Consider the following 16,702-nt stretch of genomic DNA (forward strand, 5'->3'; position numbering starts at 1 on the left):
CCGCCGCTACGGCTGGAGCCGCGCTCGCCGCCTGGGCCGCGGCCGCCGGCGCGCTGCCGGCCGCGTCGTCCTCCGCCGGCGCCCTCCTCCTCGCCGCCGGGCTCGGTGCCCTCGCCACCGCCGTGCTGCTCGCCGCCACCGCGTTCACCGCGCCGGCCGGCCGGCGCGCGCCGCAGCAGCGGCAGGTGTTCGGCCTGCGGCTCTACAGCGGCCGCTCCGACGTCCCCTTCCTCTTCTCCGCGGTGGTCTGCTGGCGCGGCCCCCGCGGAGCGGGCCGGGGCGACGCCGCGGAGGCGGATGCCGTCCGGTCCGTCACCGCACGGGCGCAGCAGGCCGCGGCGGTCGAGCAGCCCGAGGACCACGCCGCGGCCCGGTTCCGCGTCGCGGCGCTCCTCGGCCCGGAGGCCTGCGGGGCGGACACGGTCGAGGCGTGGGCGGAACGGGTCCAGCTGGACCTGGCGCCCGCCGACGCCGAGTATCTGGCCCGCCTCCGCGAACTGCGCCGGGACCGCGCGCTGCGCGCAGCGGAGCCGGCCGCCCACGCGGGCACCGCAGCCGGGCCGGCGCAGCAGTCCGGGCGCTCTGCGGCGGAGTGGCTGGCGGCCGACCCGGACCGCATCCAGGCGGCGGCCGCCGCGCTCGCCGCCCTCGCCGGGGACAGCGCTGCAGCGGTGCCGTCCCCGGGCGTGCCGGCTGCGCGGTCCGCCGACGGTGCACCGAGCGAGCGGACCGGCGGGCAGGAGCCGCCGCACGCGGCAGCGCACGGCCCGAGCATCGCCGACGCGGTCGGCGACGACCCGGTGGCCCGCATCCTCGGAGCGGGCGGCTCCGCCTACGGCTACACGCCGAGCGCGCCCTCGCCAGTGGCCGAACCCTTCTCCCGCGACGCCGGACCGGAGGGCGACCACGCCCCGTGGCTCGCCGCGGCCTCGGCGGCCCTCGCAGACTGGGAGGACGAGGAGGAGTACGAGGGCTTCCTGGAGCGCTTCGCCGTCTTCCTCAAGTCCAACGGCTACACCGAGACAGCGGCCCGCCTGCGCAAGGAGCACGGCCTGGGCCCCGGCTTCGCCGCCTACTTCGGCTCCGATTTCGGCGAGGAGGACGAGGACGGCGACTTCGGTGCGGAGTACGAGGACGCCCCCTACGGCACCGCCGACCCCGAATCCGGCTACGCCGACGACGGCGCCCCCGGCAGCGACGGCCTCTGGCCGGACCACCCCGAAGCCTCCGAACCCTCCCGCACCCCCGACGACCGGGACACCCGCCCCTAGGGCGTGTTGGGTGGACAACTGTCCTGCTGCGCGTCGCCCCGGCACGCCCTCGCGGCGTTCTCCTCTTCTCGACAGGGAAAACCCGCCCTGACTCCTTCGTCGGCTGTGCGACGGGTGCACCAGGACACCGCTCGCGACGAACGCCATTCACCCAACACGCCCTAGGGTGTGTTGGGTGGATCTTGGTGCATGGTCGTGTCGGGTCGGGCGCGTAGCCGGATGAGGATGTCGGCGATCCTGATGGTGGCCCGGTAGGTCATGGCGAGTTTGTCGTACCGGGTGGCCAGAGCCCTGAACTGCTTGCGCCGGTTCATCAACCGCTCCACCCGGTTGCGCTGGCGGTAGGCCCGCTCATCAAAGCCGGGCGGCCGGCCCCCGGCCGAGCCCCGCCTGCGGCGGTTGGCCTTCTGGTCCTCGCGCTCGGGGATCGTGCCCGTGGTTCGCGTGGTGCGCAGCAGATTCCGGTTGGCCTTGGAGCTGTAGGCCTTGTCTGCGGCCAGGCCACGCAACCTGCTCCGGGGCCGGCCTGGCCCGGGTGTGTTGATCCTAACCAGCCCCAGCAGCACCGGCAGCTGCAGGGTGTCGGCTTCCTGACCCGGGGTCAGGGTGGTGGCCAGGGGTTTGCCGGTGCCCTCGCAGATCGTGTGGATCTTGGTGCTCAGGCCTCCTTTGGACTTCCCGATGCCCTGGGCGGCTCGTGAGTCCTCGGCACGCTTCCCCTTTTTCGTGCTCCTGCGGCGTGCTGGTGGGCACGCCCGACGGTGGAGTCGATCTGGGCGTCCAGGTCGGTGTCCTTGTCGGTGTCGATGAGGTGCTGCTCGATGCGGGCCCAGGTGCCGTCGGTCTCCCAGCGTTGGAGCCGGTGCTGGGCCGTGCTCCAGGGTCCGTAGCGTTCGGGCAGGTCGCGCCAGGCGATACCGGTACGGGTGCGGTAGATGATGGCGTTGAGGACCTGGCGGTGATCGCGCCAGCGGCCTCCACGCTGGGGTGTGCCCGGGGGCAGCAGAGGTCGGATCAGGTCCCACTCTTGGTCAGTGAGCTCGAATCTGCGGCTCATATACCGGTTGTACACCGGCATTGCGAGCCACAGACCCGAGAACCAAGATCCACCACACACGCCCTAGCTGCCCCTTCGCGTGGATCCCCGCATCCGCGCCCCCGCTGGCCGACCCGCTCGGCTGCACCGGCCCGGCGGCAGCAGATTACGCTCGCGAGCCGGCTCTGATCGCACCGAGTCTCGTCACGGCACACTGACCTGGGTCGGCCGTGCGCGTATCGGCTCCGGCCTTCGCCCCATCGCTGCCTCCTGCGACCGCACAGTTCGGACGGGGCCGCCCACGACGCCGCTTCGAGCCGCTCGCTGCGGCGCCCCCGAGTACTCCTGCGGCGGTGGCGCCGCGTTGGGCGGGACGCACCACCGGGCAGGGCCGCCAGCCGGTGGGGTGTAATGCCCCGGCTGCCGAGGCCCGGCCTTGCGCCGCCTGCACCGTAAGCGGCCAGCGGCGCTGACTGAACGCTCGCGCGGCAACGGGAGCGGAGGCGCCGGAGCGGCCGCTCAGCTCGGCCGTCGCGGTGTCTGTCCCCGGCGCACCGGCTGCTCTCCTTCGCCTCCGCGGGGTGCCCCGGGCGGGAGCGCTGGCGGCAGCGCCATTCCGGTCCGTCCGCGCGAGGTCGAGCAGCTCAGGGCGAGGGCGGCCGCAGGTCGGCGGTGAGCCAGTCGGAGGGGAGGCCCCACCGGCGCTTCACGGTGCCGTCTGTGCGGGGGACGACGGCGGTGAGGTGGGCGTGCAGCCAGGCGTCGTCGGTGTCGAAGTCGGGGTCGGGGGAGTAGCGGCGCTCCGCCGGGAGATCGCTGCGCTCGGCGTCCGCACGGAGGTTCGGGCCGTCGACCAGGGCGTGCGTGAAGCGGTGCGGTCCTGCCGGTACCAACCGCAGGCGGACGTCGAGCGCCGCGAGATCGTCGCAGCCCAGCCCGGCCAGCTCGCGGCAGACGTCCGCTGGGGCGCTGCGCGGCACCGTGAACCATGCTGAGACCAGGGAGTTCGGCTTGAGCCCCGCAGCGATCGGCGGCACCGCCGCCACGGTCAGGTCGTGGTAGACGGAACCGGATGGCACCGCCCACAGCTCCCGCACCAGGTGCGGTCCGGGGAAGGCGCGGCAGGCGGCCCGCACCCGTTCCCAGAAGGCGGCATCGGCGGGAGCGGTGGCGTACTCCTCACCGTCGAACAGCGCGTAGGGGTTCGGGATCTCCGACCAGCGCTCTACCTCCGCACCCGCGCCGACGGCCGCGGTGAGGGCAGCGCCCAGGTCAGTGTCGGCCGCCACGTACAGGAATGGCGGCTCACCCGGAACGACGAGAGCACGACCGCCGAACGCAAAGCACCATTGCGTGCGCCCCGTGGCCGCGTGCCGCAGCAGCTCCTCCGCGGTCCCCGCGTCCACCCGGGTCCCGTCCGGAAACCGCTCGGCCGCCGCTTCCGGAACCCCCTCGGTCACCGGATGCTGCACTTCCACCGGCCCTCCGTACACGCCAGCTACTGTGCGGAGTGCCCGTGCCCAGACGTCGGCTGCCGCGGTAGAGCCGGCGCGACCAGCTGTACCGCTGAAGGCGGTGATCCGGTATTCGATGTTCAATCCTTCACCCATTCGAGCTGCGGCGCCCCGTTGCTGTCGACCACTACCTTATAGGAACCGTCGCGCTTGCCCTTCTCCAGTGTTTCCGACGAAGAGGCGCCCTTGAACTCGCCGTTGTGCTGGTCCTTATCGAACGCTATGTAGCGGGGACTCCCCTTCTTATTCTCCCAAACCTTTCCCCATTTTGCGTTCTTCTTGGTTGGTTTATAGCCAAGATATTTAGCCATATCGGTCAGCTGGCTCTTGGTCAGTGGCGTGCAGCGCTTGCCGCGGCTGCCGCTGTTCACCGGAGTCAGGTCGATCGGAGTGGAAGCCTGGGTGTATGCGGGCGCGACGGTGATCGTTGCGCTGAGGGTGTCGATGGTGCCGAAGGAATCGGCGGGGACCATCCGGTTGGACGTCTGCGGCGAGATGGGGCATGAACCGGATGTCTCTTGCATCCGCTCCCGCGCTGTCCTTTGCTGGGAGCGTGCCTCGTCGCGTGCCTTCTTCAGCTTCTTCCAGCGCGAGAAGAGTTTCGCGATCTTGGGGGCAGTCTTGATGGCTTTGAGTCCCTTGCCCCAGGGGGTGAAACTGACAATGGTGGACAGGCATGCAATGATGTCACCCTCGGTGAGGCACGCGCGCGCATCCTCCACTCCCATGAGGTCGAGGAGAAGGCCCATAAGCTCTTCGTCGAGATTGTCGTACTCGCTCTCGGCGGAATCGACAGCATTGTTCGCGTCCTGCAGTGCTTCGAAATCCTCCATAAAGGCGGGGTCGTAGAGGATCTCCGGGTCATTATCGGGATCTTCTTCCTCGTCCTCGGCTCCCTCTTCAGAATCATTTGAGGGGGAAGGCGGAGCGGGCGATTCCGATGATGCAGGCGGGCTGTCTGCCTCTCCCTGGTCTGGGGGGCCCAGCGCATCGCAATCCTCAGCATCGGGATCGATGCGGCAGAGACCGACCACGTAGAGGTGGCGCACATTGGTGGGCAAGCCGAAGGCGAGTACCGCGGCGACGACGGCCGCTACAAGCAGGACGACGGCGCCGTATTCGACCTTGAATCCGCCTGCCTCAGCTCTCCAAACCCAGCGCACGATTCAATCTCCCGGCAATGCGACGTGTGAGCGCCACAAGACAGGAAACGGGCGCATGCCAGAGTCAATACCGTGTGCCGTGATCGGAGAAGGGCCCGGAGGCCCAAGGCTGGTCCCAGGCCGTCAGAGCGCGCAGGTCAGCGGGTCACTCCTGTCCGGATTCGGCCGGGGTGTCCTGGGCGAACGCGGCCTTGTGGGCCTCCAGGGCGATGCGGCGCCAGGGGATGCCGAGGGCGGCGGAGGCGGCGGCGATGTCGTCGTGTTCGGGCTTGACGCCCCAGGGGCCGTGCTTCATGCGGATGGTGCGGCCGTGCACGGTGACCTCCGACCAGGAGCGGTCGACGGCGAAGCGGAGCGGCTCGGTCTCGCGGACGCCCAGCGATCCCGTCTCGGCGAGCAGCCAGGTCCGCCAGTCCGCTGCGCCCTCGGACGGGACCAGGAGCGACAGGGTGTGGGCGGGGCGGCCCTTCTTCATCACGATCGGCGCCGCCCACGCGTCCAGCGCGCCGCGGTCCAGTGCCGCGTCGATCAGGTGGCCGAGCAGCTCGCCGGTGACGTCGTCGAGGTTGGCCTCCAGCTGCACGAGCCGGCGGGCCACCGGACCCTCCGGGCGCTCCCGCGCCGGCGCGCCCAGGATGACCTGCAGGACGTTGGGGCGACCGGGGAAGCGCTTGGTGCCGGCTCCGTGCCCCACGCCCGTCGGCACCATCTCCGGCGGAGGCGCGAAGCGGGTGCCCGCCGCGCGCACCAGCGCCGCGCCGGTCGGCGTGACGGTCTCGCCGGCGACGTCCAGCCCGGCGATCCGCGCTCCGATGAGCAGCCGCGCCGTCGCCGGTGCCGGCGCCGGAAGGACGCCGTGCGCGGTGCCAACGCGGTGCCCGCCCAGGCCCAGCGGCGAGGAGTAGACCTCTTCCACCCCCAGCGAGAACAGTGCGGCTGCCACGCCCACCGTGTCGACGACGGTGTCCAGGCCGCCGATCTCGTGCAGGTGCACCCGCTCGGGATCCTCGCCGTGCAGGGCGCCCTCGACCTCCGCGATCGCCCGCACCGCCCGCTCTGCCAGCCGGGCGACGGCCGGCTCCGACGTGCGGCGCACGTGCTCGATCAGGACCGACGCATGCCGGTGGGTGGCGTCGTCATCGGTCTCCACCACCGCCTTGGTTGCCTGGATGCCGTCCACGCCGACCCGCTCCGCGTCCAGCGACCAGCCGGTCAGCCCGGTGTCGGCGACGGCCGAGCGGACCGCGTCGAGATCGGCCCCGGCGTCGAGCAGCGCCCCGAGCAGCATGTCGCCGGACAGGCCGGTAGCGGGGTTGAGCCAGCAGATCATGCGCGGTCTCCCGTGGTGTGCGCGGCGGCAGCGCCGCGGCGGTCGCGCCGCTCGGCGGCGACGGCCATGCGGTGCACGGCCATGGCGGCGGAGAACCCGCCGTCGATGTTGACGACGGTCAGCCCGCTCGCGCAGGAGGACGCCATGGCCAGCAGCGCGGTCACGCCCTCCAGCGCGGCGCCGTAGCCGGTCGAGGTGGGGACGGCGACGACGGGCGCCGCCGCCAGTCCGCCCAGCACGCTCGCCAGCGCGCCCTCCATGCCGGCGACGCAGATGACGGCGTCGGCCTCTTCGATGCGGGGCAGCACCGCCAGCAGCCGGTGCAGGCCGGCCACGCCGACGTCGCGCTCCTCCAGCACGGTCAGCCCGATGGCGCGGGCCACGGCGGCGGCTTCATCGGCGACCGGGCCGTCCGCGGTCCCGGCGGTGACCACCGCGACGGTGAAACCGCGGTCCTGCGGCCGCGGGCGCCAGCACAGCACCCGCGCCGACGGGTCGTAGGTACCTCCGGGCACCGCGGCGGAGACGTCGGCGGCCGCCTCCGGCCCGACCCGGGTCGCGAGCACCGGCCCCGCGCCGCCGCCGAGCAGCCGCGCCGCGATCCCGGCGATCTCCTCGGGCCGCTTGCCCGGCCCGTAGACGACCTCGGGCACGCCCTGGCGCCGCGCGCGGTCGGTATCCACCCGCGCATACCCCAGGTCGGCGTAGCCGCTGGGGTCCGGCGCGCCGTCCGTCCGCCCGGTGCCGGGCGCGGAGGGTGCGGCTCCGGCGGGGTGCACACCGCGTTCCCCACCGCGGCCGTCCCCCGCGGGGTGCGGTGGCGCGGAGTCCGGGCCCGGTTCCGCCGTGCCCGCGCCAGGGGCGGCCGAATCTGCGCGGCGGGGAGCGCCGGGGGCCGTCATGAGCGCACCTCGACCACGGGGAGCAGGGCGTTCATGGAGCCGCTGCGGAAACCGTCGAGGTCGAGCGAGGCGAACGCGAAACCGCAGGTCTTGACCGCGGCGGCGATCTCGGCGCGGGCCGCGAGCACGTCGTCCAGGCGGTCCTCGGGCACCTCGATCCGGGCCACGGTGCCGCGCGCGTGCGAGCGCACCCGCAGCCGCTCGTAGCCGAGCGCGGCCAGCGCGGCCTCGGCGTCCTCCACGGCGCGCACCGCCTCCGGCGTCACCGGGTCGCCGTAGGCGATGCGCGACGACAGGCAGGCGGCGGCCGGCTTGCCGGCCACCGACAGGCCCATCTCCGCCGCCGCTGCGCGGACGTCGGCCTTGGCCAAACCGGCGTCCACGAGCGGTGCGACGGCGCCGCGGATCCGCGCCGCGGCGATCCCCGGGCGGTGGTCGCCCAGGTCGCTGGTGTTGGTGCCGAGCGCCACCCGGGCGCCCAGCACCTCCGAGAGCGGTGTGAAGGCGTCGAACAGCGCCGACTTGCAGTGGAAGCAGCGGTCGCCGGCGTTCGCGGCGTACTCCGGGCGGTCGAACTCGTCGGTGGCGACCTCGACGTGCCGCAGTCCGCGCTCGGCGCAGAAGTCACGCGCTGACCGGCGCTCCTGTCCGGCCAGGCTCGCCGAGACGGCGGTCGCGGCCACCGCCCGGTCGCCGAGCACTTCGCCGGCGACCGCGGCGACCAGGCTGGAGTCGACGCCGCCGGAGAGCGCCACGATCAGGCGGTCCTCCTCGGCGATCCGCGCGCGCAGCCGCTCCAGCGCGGCGCGCCCGTCGGTCTCCGCGCCGTGGCTGGTGCGCGGAGGGCGCTGCGCGCGTGCCGCTGCGGCGGGTTCGGCGGCGCGGCCGGTGTCGGTTTCGGTGTCAGTGGCGGTAGCGGTGTTCATGGAGCTCCCCCGTTCGGTGGCGTGCTGTGCGGTCCCGCCCGGAGCGGTCGGCCCGCCCGCCCCCGCGGGCCGGGCCGGCCGCCTCAGCGGGCGAAGAAGGGGATGGTCTGCGGCCCCTCCGGCAGGGCGCACACCCGCGCGCCCGGGCCGATCTCGGCGCACAGCCGCCGCACGGTGGCGCCGATGTCGGACGTCTGGGAGAGGTGCGCGCCGGCCAGGTCGGCGTCGGAGAGGTAGGAGGTGTGCATGATGACGTCGACATCCTTCTGGATCCGCGCCTGGATCTGCACCTGCCACTGGTCCGCCACCGTCTCGGTGCGGGCCGAGATCTCGTCGAACAGCGCCTGCGGCGACGCCGCCGACGCCAGCACCTCGCGGTAGGAGCCGTGGTCGGGGAAACCGTCCCGGCATTCGGCCGCGCAGATGATGGTGCCGCCCGGCCGCACGACAGTCGCCGCCGCCGAGATGCCCTTCACCGCCTGGTACAGGTTCTGGTCCAGCGGGTAGCCGGAATTGGTGGTGACTACGATGTCGAATGCGGCGTCGACCTCGCGCATCGCCACGGCGCGCGCGGCCTCGCGCGCCGCCTCGTGCATCGGCAGGAGGTCGCCGCCGAACGCCTGCACGACCTCCTTGTCCCGGTTGAGGATCACGTCGAAGGCGAAGTCCACGCCGGTGGCCGCCGCGATGGCGCGCACGTCGTCGTGGACGGGGTTGCCCTCGATACTGCCCCAGATGGCGCGCGGGTCGCCGATGCGGGCGGCGTCGTGCAGTGTCAGCACGGTCTCCAGCGCCGCCAGGCCGGGTGCGACGAGCTTGGGGCCGCCGGAGAAGCCGGCGAAGAAGTGCGGCTCCACGAACCCGGTGGTGATGCGCACGTCCGCCTCGACCCACCGGGAGTTCAGCCACACCGGGACGTTGTCGCCGAACCGCCCCATCCAGGTGAGCGCGGAGGCGTCCCGGGCGTCGTGGTTGACGATCCGCAGCCGGTCGGCCAGGTCGCCGCCGACCATCGCCCGGATCTCCTCGGGCGTGTTGCCGCGGTGCGTGCCGGTGGCCACGAGCACCGTCACGTCCTCCGGCGCGATGATCCCGGACAGCTCGTCGAGGATCGCCGGCAGCATGAGGTGGCGCGGCTGCGGGCGCGTGCTGTCGCACATCGAGATGGCGACCGACTGCCCGGGGCGCACCCGCTCGCGCAGCGGCGGGCCGGCGACCGGCGAGGTCAGCGCCGCCCGCAGGCAGGCCATCTGGTCGGGGGCGCCGGGGTGGTGCTCGGGTTCGACGACCGTCGTGTCCGCCGGCAGGTCGACGGTCAGCCCGGTCTCGCCGTAGGCGAGGCGCACGTCCATGGTGGGGTCTTTCGTCTGGGGATCGCGGAGTGGCGGGGGGCAGGAGAGCTGCGCGGGGCGGACCGCCCCGCGCAGCGGTGGTGCGGCGGGCCGGTCAGACCCGGGGTTCCGGTTCGGCGCGCTCGGCGGGCCCGGCGTCGCCGGACTCCTCCTCGGCCGCCTTCGCCGCCGCTTCCAGGCCGCCGGAGCGCTTCAGCATCCATGTTGCCAGCAGCGGAGCGAGGAGAGCCGTCACGAGGACCGAGGCGGCGATCTGCGCGGTGGCGGTGCCCGCGTAGGGGAGGAACGTCGGGTCGGCGGCGGCCACGACGGCGGGGGTGCCGATGGCGTTGCCCGCCGTGGTGCCGGCCGCGAAGCCGATCCCCGACTGCGCGCCGCGGCGCAGCAGCAACCGGTAGCCCAGGTAGCACAGGAAGCCGGTGAACGGGGCGAGCACCAGGCCCAGCGCGATGCCCTGCAGGCCGCCGCTGAGCACGTCGGCCAGGTTGATGTCGGTGCCCAGAGCGAACGCGAAGAACGGGATGACGATGTTCGGCGTGGGCCGCACGATCTCCCGCCAGCGCGGGTCGGCGTTGCCGACGATGACGCCGAGCAGGAGCGGCACGACCGCCGCGAGCAGCGCGGTGAACGGGATCTCGCCGAGCCCGGAGGCGCCGAGGAAGAGCAGCGTGAGGAACGGGCCGTCGTTCAGCGCCGATCCGATGAACGCGCCGCGGTCCCGCGCGCCGCCGTACTTGGAGGTGAAGGCCACCCACAGGCCGCTGTTGCTGTTGTCGGAGGCCGCCAGCAGCGCCAGGATCGACACGCCGAGGATGCCGTCGAGGCCCACGAACAGGCCCAGCACCACGGCGAGCGTCGCCGGGATCAGGCTCTTGCACAGCAGCAGCACGCCGGCGTGCGCCAGCACGGGGCCGCCGGTCTTCATGTTGACCTGCGTGCCGACCGCGAAGATCAGCAGGCCGATCAGCGGGAGCGCGGAGTCGCGGAACAGGCCGGTGGTGAAGCTGCCGATGTCCAGGGCCGCCGGCGCGAACGTCGCGAACAGCGAGCCCAGGATCAGCGGGACGATCATGATGCCGCCGGGGAAGCGGTCCATGAATCCGAAGAAGGGGGAGCGGAGCCGTGCCGCGGGGGCTGCTCCGGAGCCGGTTGCCATGGGGTTCCTTGTGGGGTCGGGGGTGGGGAGGGAAGGGGAGGGGATTGGTGCGGGGTGCGCGCGGTCCGCGGCCGGCGGGTGCCGGGCCGGGTTCAGGGGTGTGAGCGGGTACGCCGGATACGGGCGCGGCAGCCCAGGGGGCGGCCGCCGGCCGGCGGGGGTGCTGGGTGCGGCGTGCTGCCGCGTCGGGTCAGGCGGTGGGCTCCAGAGCGGTGAGGAGGGCCGCGGAGCGGGCGGCGGCCTCGAAGAGCAGGGGCTCGGCGTCGCCCACTAGGTCGGCCAGCGCGGCCGGGCCGGCGGCGATCGGTACGGCCGCGGCGATTCCGGCTGCGCGGGCGCGCTCGGTGGACAGGCCCACCTGGCCGGCGAAGACCACGACCGGGCGCCGGTGCTCGGCGGCCAGCTGCGCGACCGTGCCGGCGACCTTGCCGTCCAGGGACTGGGAGTCGAACGCGCCCTCTCCGGTGACCACCAGGTCGGCGTGCCCGATCAGGCCGGGCAGGCCCGCGCCCTCGGCGACCAGCCGCGCGCCCGGCACCAGGACCGCGCCGAGCATGCAGGTGAGCGTGGCCGGGGTGCCGCCGGCGGCACCCGACCCGGGCAGGTCGGCGATGTCGCGGCCGTACTGCGCGGCGAGCACTTCCCCCAGCCGGGCCAGGCCGCGGTCGAGGTGGGCGACGTCGTCGGGGTCGGCGCCCTTCTGCGGCCCGAAGACGGCCGCCGCGCCGCGCGCGCCGGTCAGCGGGTTGTCGACGTCGCAGGCGATGCGCCACGCGGCCTGGCGTGCGGCCGGGTGCAGCCCGGAGTCGTCGATGGAGGCCAGCCGGACCAGGTCGCCGCCGCCCGGGGCGAGCTCGGCGCCGTCGGCGTCGAGGAAGCGGGCGCCCAGCGCGCGCATCAGCCCGGTGCCGCCGTCGGTGCTGGCGCTGCCGCCGACGCAGAGCAGGATCTCGCGGGCGCCCGCGTCCAGGGCGTGCGCGGCGAGCACGCCGGTGCCGAAGGTGTCCGCGCGGCGGGGCTGCGCGGCGGTGTCGGAGACCAGCGGCAGCCCGCAGGACTCGGCGAGCTCCACGACGGCTGATGTGCGGTCGGCCGACAGCCCCACTCGGGCGGTGCGCGGCCGGCCGATCGCGTCCTGGGTGGCGACCTCCTCCGGTGCCCCGTCCCACGCGTGCAGCAGGCAGTCGAGGGTGCCTTCGCCGCCGTCGGCCATCGCCGTCACCGAGACATCGGCGCCGGGCAGTACCGAGCGCAGCCCGTCGGCGATGGTGCGGCCCGCCTCGAGCGAGCCGAGACTGCCCTTGAAGGAGTCGGTGGCGACAGCGATGCGCAACGTGAAGTCCAGGGGTCGGAGCGGTGAAGGTCGTCACAACCGTAATCCGGCTGCCGGGGGCCGCGACATGGGCGTGCGCCCGAGTCTCGGGCGGGTTGGGCGGCCCCGGATCGGGCAGGTGCACAAGCGATCGCCGAACGTGTTCGAGTGGCAGCACACCGTGTCCCCCGCCTGCGACCTGGTCACAGGGATTCACACTGCGGGGTGCGAGAAGCGGCGCACCGCGCGTGTGTCCAGCACACGGCATCGCTGCCGGCGCGCCGTGCGGTTCCACTCCTCTTGGCGGCGCCGTTGCGGGCGGCCGGCGCGCAGCAGCAAGACTGGGCGAGCGCCGGGGGCTGGGGTCGGGTGGACATCGGTTCTGCTGCGGCGCCCGGCACGCCGCTCGCCGCGTTCGCGTCAGCCGAGCGGAGAAGCGGGTCCGCCCTGAATCCCGTCGGTCCGACGCGTCTGGCGCCGCCGCTCGCGGCGGACGCGCCCGGGGATACGCCCTGCCCGGTGCGCCGCCGGCCCCGGCGGTGCTGCACGGAAAGCGCACAAGAGAACCGAGCGCACGGCGGGACTGCGCGCCGTTCACCGGTCGGCCGCGGAGAACGGTGCAGCGCTGCCCGCTGCGCCGCTCCGGTGCCGTCCGGCCCCTCGCTGCCGCGGCCGGGCCGGCGGCCGGGGTCCCGCGCTACCGGTGCCCTGCCCGCCGCCGGGACGCCTGCCGGTCAGTGGTCGGGGGCGAACGCCAAGGCGGCCGCGAGGGTGGCCGCGTCGGTGAACCGGCGGGGGTCGTACCCGGACCGCCGCGCGATCTGGTCGAGGCGGTACAGCACGGTGTTGCGGTGCGTGTGCAGCTGGCGTGCAGCGGCGCTCGCGCTCAGATCGGTCGCGAAGAACGCGCGCAGTGTCGCCCGCTGCGCGGGTCCGATGCCGTCCAGCACCCTCGCCGCCATGGCCGACCGGTCGGCGGCCGGAGCCCGCGCCAGCAGCGCCGGCAGCTCCAGCGCCTGCAGTCCGGCGGCCTCCCCGGAGCCGGGCAGCGGCACCGGCAGCGACAGGGCTGCGGCGATGCGGCCGGCGGCCGCGGCGAGCGCGGCGAAGCCCGGCTGGTCGCCGCCGGCGACGACCGGTCCGGCTCCGCTGCCGGCCGCATCGCGGATCCGCTGCAGCACGCCTTCGGCGCGGCCGCGGTGCTGCGGCGAGGTCACCACCCACACCGCGCCGGCGAGGTCTTCGGCCACCACCGAGGACGAGCGCAGCGGCTGCAGCGCCCGCGCGGCAGAGGACGCCGAGGCGGGCGGCGCGTCCCGCAGGTCCAGCGCGATCAGGGTGTAGGGCGCGGCCAGGCGCGGCCCGACGGTGGCCAGCCGTGCGGTCCAGCCGGCCTCGTCCACCTCCTGCCGGTACAGGTCGGCCACCAGCTGGCGGTGCACCCGCGCCAGCCACTCGGCGTCCTGCGCGGTGAGCCGCTGGGAGATGAGCAGCTGCACGGCCATCGCCAGCAGCTCCCCGACCGGCGCGACCTCCGCCGGCGGCCCGGACACGCCGAGCACTCCGACCAGGCTGCCCTCCACCTCCAGTGGCAGGTTCACGCCGGGCCGGGTGCCCTCCAGGTGCTCGGCGTCGGCGGGGGTGACGATCAGCGGCGCCCGGTGCGCGAGCACCCACCGCCCGCCCTGGTGCCGTCGCCCGATCCGGTCCCGGTCGACACTGGCCAGGATGATCCCGTCCCGGTCGATGATCTGCGCCCGGTACCGGAGCCGCCCTGCCACCTCGTCCACCACCGACTGCGCCAGGTCCGCCGTGAGCAGCAGCGCCGCCTCGCCGCCGCCCGGCGGCCGCGCATCGGCCATGGGTCCCTCCGTCGCCTCCCCGCCGGCCCTCGCCCGCGGGCAGCCCCACCCTAGTCGGCCCCCGCCCCGCTGACCGGCATCGACAGCGCTCCCGGCCGATGAGGCGCCCGGACCTCACTGCAGTCCGACGATCCGGTCCAGCCCGCTCACGGCGACCACCACGGCTCCGGGCGCGGCGAACAGGGGCGTGGAGGCGGGCCAATCGCCCGGGCCTGGGCCGGCTGCGGAGCCGCCGGCACTGCCGAGCCGGGCCTCCACCGGGATGCGGACCGGATCGCCGCCCTCCCACGGCGTCGCGGTGACGGTCGCCTGCACGGCGTCGCGCGCCGCGTCGTCGGTGGGGTAGGCGTCCCAGCACAGGGTGAGCAGCGCGTCCTCCAGCATGCGCGCCGGCGGCGGACGCTGGCCGGCCCCGGCGTCGCAGCCGTCGGCCGGGATGGTGATCGGCGGGGCATAGCGGTCGCTTTCGCCGGAGCTCAGCGGGATCCGGGAGAACGTGTGCCCCTCCGCTGCGCCGCCGCTGACCGGGCGGATGTCGAGGAATGCGTCGGCGGTGAACGGGGGAGGGACGGGCGCGAGGCCCGCACGGCCGGCGGTGCGCTCCTGCGGCAGGCCGGGGGCATGGTCGAGTGCCGAGCCGGTGGCCGCATCGAGGACCAGCGGAGCGGCGGACGAATCCCCGGCTGCCGCCGTCAGGTCGATCGCGACGGCGGCGCCGTCGGCCGACACCGCGGGCTCGGCGACCGGAAGGCCCGAGACGTCCGCACTCTCCTCGTGGCGCCACTCCTCGCGGCCGGTCGCCGCGTCGAGTGCGAGCACCCGCAGCGTGGCGGCGACCGGCTCCCCCTCTCCCTCCGCGGCCGCGGTGAGGGCGTCGGTATCGCCGCAGAACAGCGCGGTGACCACGGTACCGCCGGCGGCTGCGTAGCCGGGCTCTGAGCCCTCGGCCCGCCAGCAGTCCGCGGGCGGAATGAACCGCCAGGAGCCGTCCGCGGCACTGAAGACGTGCCGCTCCCCGGGCTCCCCGGGCAGGATCAGCTGCGTGCCGGCGACCGACAGCAGCGGATCGGTGCGGGCCACCGGAGGCCCGCCAGCCGATCGGCCGTATTCGTGCTTGACGGCGCCGGTGAACGCGTCGAAGACCACGGCCTGCTCGATGCCGTGCCAGGCCGCTCCGGTGGTGGCGAAGGTGGCGACCGCCCCGGACCCGTCGGCGGACGCGCGGAGCACCCCGGTCTCGGCGCCGGGGCGGCGGTAGTGCCAGACCTGCGTCCCGTTCCCGGTGTCGATGCCGTAGACGCCGCGCGCGGTGCGCACGACCATGCCGGGGCCGGCGACGGCAGCGTCGATGACCTGCTCGCCGCTGGGCACGGTCCACGACCAGGCGGCCCCGGAAACCTGATCCGGTACCGGCGGCGGCGACGCACGACCCGCCCGCGAGGCGTCCAGGGCGCGGTACTCCACCAGTGGACCGGCCCCCGCGAGCAGGAGCACCGCTGCGGTTGCGCCGATCAGTGTCGATCCGCTGAACGGCCGCGTGTTCCCGCCGTGCCGCACGGCGGCCATGAGCCCCGCGCCGGCGGCGCTCAGCAGCGCCCCCACCGCGACCACCGCCACCCACGGATCGGGGATTCCCCCGGAGGCGTCCTGGGCCGCAGCGATGCCGGCCGGGACGGCCGCGATCAGCGCGACGGCTGCCGTCGCCGCCGCAGCGGTCCGCGGCCCGGACGACCCCTGCCCCTCGCGCACGCCCAGCGCAACGCTCGCCAGCACCCCCGCCAGGCAGGTCGCTCCGGCCAGCACCACCCACCCCGGCGCCCCGGCCTGCACACCCCCGACCAGCAGCCCGGCCCCGCCGACCGCCCCGGCACCCGCCCCGACCCCGACCAGCCCCGCCATCCGCCCCCACCCACCAGACCCGCCCGATGCTAGGCCGCCCCCAGCGAGGCCGCGGCGCTGTGCGCGGCCGGATGAGGACACGGCGGCAGAGCCGAGCACCGCGCGTGGAAGGAACTCCGGGTGGCTGGATCGGGACGGAAGGTGTCTGCCGGGAGGCGGATGCATTCTCCTCGGATGGCCATCGCCCTGCACTCGCGATCGGGAGTATCACTGTGGAACGGCATGGATTCGGCGGCCTGGTCAGCGATCGAGCTTGGGAGGACCTGGTCTCCGCAGCAGGAGAGCGCCGCTACCGGCGCGGTGAGACAGTCCTGCGCCAGGGCGACGCGGGAGGAACGGTGCACCTGCTGGTCGGTGGACGCGTGCGCGTGAGTGCGGTGCGGCGGGACGGGGAAGAGGTTCCACTTGCGTTCCGCGGCTGCGGGGAACTGATCGGCGAGGCGGCGCTCTTCAGCGGGGAGCCGACGCGCGCCGCCTCGGTCACTGCGGTTTCCGAAACTGTCTCTGCTGTCTTCCGCGCCGCACATTTCAAGCAGGTCACCGAAGGGATGGGGATCGGCGCGATCGTCGCCGAGAGCATCGTCCACCGGCAGCGGGAAAGCGACGCGCTGCGCATCCTTCAGGCGCGCAGGACATCGGAGCGGTGGCTGTCCGAAGTACTCCTTTACCTCGCCCGCACCGTCGGTGAAAAGGAGGACAGCGGTTTTCCGGACGTCGGTCCGCTCTACCGGATTCCGCTTCCGCAGAACGATGTCGCGACCTTCGCGGGAATGTCGCGTGGATCGGTGGCCGCCGGCTATCTCCGGTTGCGCAATCAGAACCTCATCAGGACCGAGTACCGCGCCGTCCTCGTCGACAGTGCCCGCCTGAGCGCCGCCGCGGAGGATCTGTGACGCAGCTGGCATCCGGGACTGTCCAAACCTGAACAGTCCCGTGCCGCGCACGGTGCCATCGTGATGCCCGTCTGCACAGGTCACGC

General features: G+C 74.2%; 13 protein-coding genes. 2 read left to right on the forward strand and 11 right to left on the reverse strand.

Going from position 1 to position 16,702, the window contains the following annotated elements:
• The coding region (locus ACYVGT_RS00005; RefSeq protein ID WP_460854211.1) for a hypothetical protein at positions 1-1,271 on the forward strand (1,271 nt) is incomplete at its 5' end.
• 161 nt (positions 1,272-1,432) lie between these two features.
• On the opposite strand, the gene ACYVGT_RS00010 is transcribed toward ACYVGT_RS00005, so the two are convergent.
• From ACYVGT_RS00010 to ACYVGT_RS00060, 11 genes are all read right to left on the reverse strand, one after another.
• A protein-coding gene (locus ACYVGT_RS00010) for an IS5 family transposase (RefSeq protein WP_460854212.1) occupies positions 1,433-2,349 on the reverse strand; the annotation gives its coding sequence in 2 pieces (ribosomal slippage) (positions 1,433-1,962 and positions 1,962-2,349; 918 coding nt in all).
• Between the two features lie 602 nt (positions 2,350-2,951).
• Positions 2,952-3,785, reverse strand: a complete 834-nt coding sequence (locus tag ACYVGT_RS00015) for a hypothetical protein (RefSeq protein WP_460854213.1) — start codon at positions 3,783-3,785, stop codon at positions 2,952-2,954.
• Positions 3,786-3,901: 116 nt separating this feature from the next.
• Positions 3,902-4,984 (reverse strand): toxin C-terminal domain-containing protein, encoded by a 1,083-nt coding sequence (locus ACYVGT_RS00020; protein WP_460854214.1) that lies wholly within the window; start codon positions 4,982-4,984, stop codon positions 3,902-3,904.
• 145 nt (positions 4,985-5,129) lie between these two features.
• Entirely contained in the window at positions 5,130-6,314 is a 1,185-nt protein-coding gene (larC, locus tag ACYVGT_RS00025) for a nickel pincer cofactor biosynthesis protein LarC (protein ID WP_460854215.1), read from the reverse strand.
• Positions 6,311-7,093 (reverse strand): nickel pincer cofactor biosynthesis protein LarB, encoded by a 783-nt coding sequence (larB, locus tag ACYVGT_RS00030; protein ID WP_460854216.1) that lies wholly within the window; start codon positions 7,091-7,093, stop codon positions 6,311-6,313. The genes larC and larB overlap by 4 nt, the downstream gene beginning before the upstream one ends.
• 119 nt (positions 7,094-7,212) lie before the next feature.
• Positions 7,213-8,142, reverse strand: coding sequence for an ATP-dependent sacrificial sulfur transferase LarE (larE, locus tag ACYVGT_RS00035; protein ID WP_460854217.1), 930 nt, complete (start codon positions 8,140-8,142; stop codon positions 7,213-7,215).
• An 83-nt stretch (positions 8,143-8,225) separates the two neighbouring features.
• Positions 8,226-9,494: a nickel-dependent lactate racemase gene (gene larA, locus ACYVGT_RS00040; protein ID WP_460854218.1), complete on the reverse strand. Its 1,269-nt coding sequence runs from the start codon at positions 9,492-9,494 to the stop codon at positions 8,226-8,228.
• A gap of 94 nt (positions 9,495-9,588) precedes the next feature.
• Positions 9,589-10,650, reverse strand: a complete 1,062-nt coding sequence (locus tag ACYVGT_RS00045) for a 2-keto-3-deoxygluconate permease (protein WP_460854219.1) — start codon at positions 10,648-10,650, stop codon at positions 9,589-9,591.
• 190 nt (positions 10,651-10,840) lie between these two features.
• On the reverse strand, positions 10,841-11,983 hold the full coding sequence (locus ACYVGT_RS00050) for a glycerate kinase (protein WP_460854220.1): 1,143 nt from the start codon (positions 11,981-11,983) through the stop codon (positions 10,841-10,843).
• A gap of 713 nt (positions 11,984-12,696) precedes the next feature.
• The gene (locus tag ACYVGT_RS00055) at positions 12,697-13,824 is read right to left on the reverse strand and encodes a CdaR family transcriptional regulator (protein ID WP_460854221.1); all 1,128 of its coding nucleotides are present in this window, start codon (positions 13,822-13,824) and stop codon (positions 12,697-12,699) included.
• A 114-nt stretch (positions 13,825-13,938) separates the two neighbouring features.
• Positions 13,939-15,723 carry a PQQ-binding-like beta-propeller repeat protein gene (locus tag ACYVGT_RS00060; protein ID WP_460854222.1) on the reverse strand — a complete coding sequence of 595 codons (1,785 nt, stop codon included), beginning with the start codon at positions 15,721-15,723 and terminating at the stop codon, positions 13,939-13,941.
• A 212-nt stretch (positions 15,724-15,935) separates the two neighbouring features.
• Between ACYVGT_RS00060 and ACYVGT_RS00065 the strand changes: the two genes are divergently transcribed.
• Complete coding sequence (locus tag ACYVGT_RS00065) at positions 15,936-16,616, forward strand: Crp/Fnr family transcriptional regulator (RefSeq protein ID WP_460854223.1); 681 nt, start codon at positions 15,936-15,938, stop codon at positions 16,614-16,616.
• The last annotated feature ends 86 nt before the right edge of the window (positions 16,617-16,702 follow it).

Source organism: Nocardiopsis coralliicola, assembly GCF_054779695.1.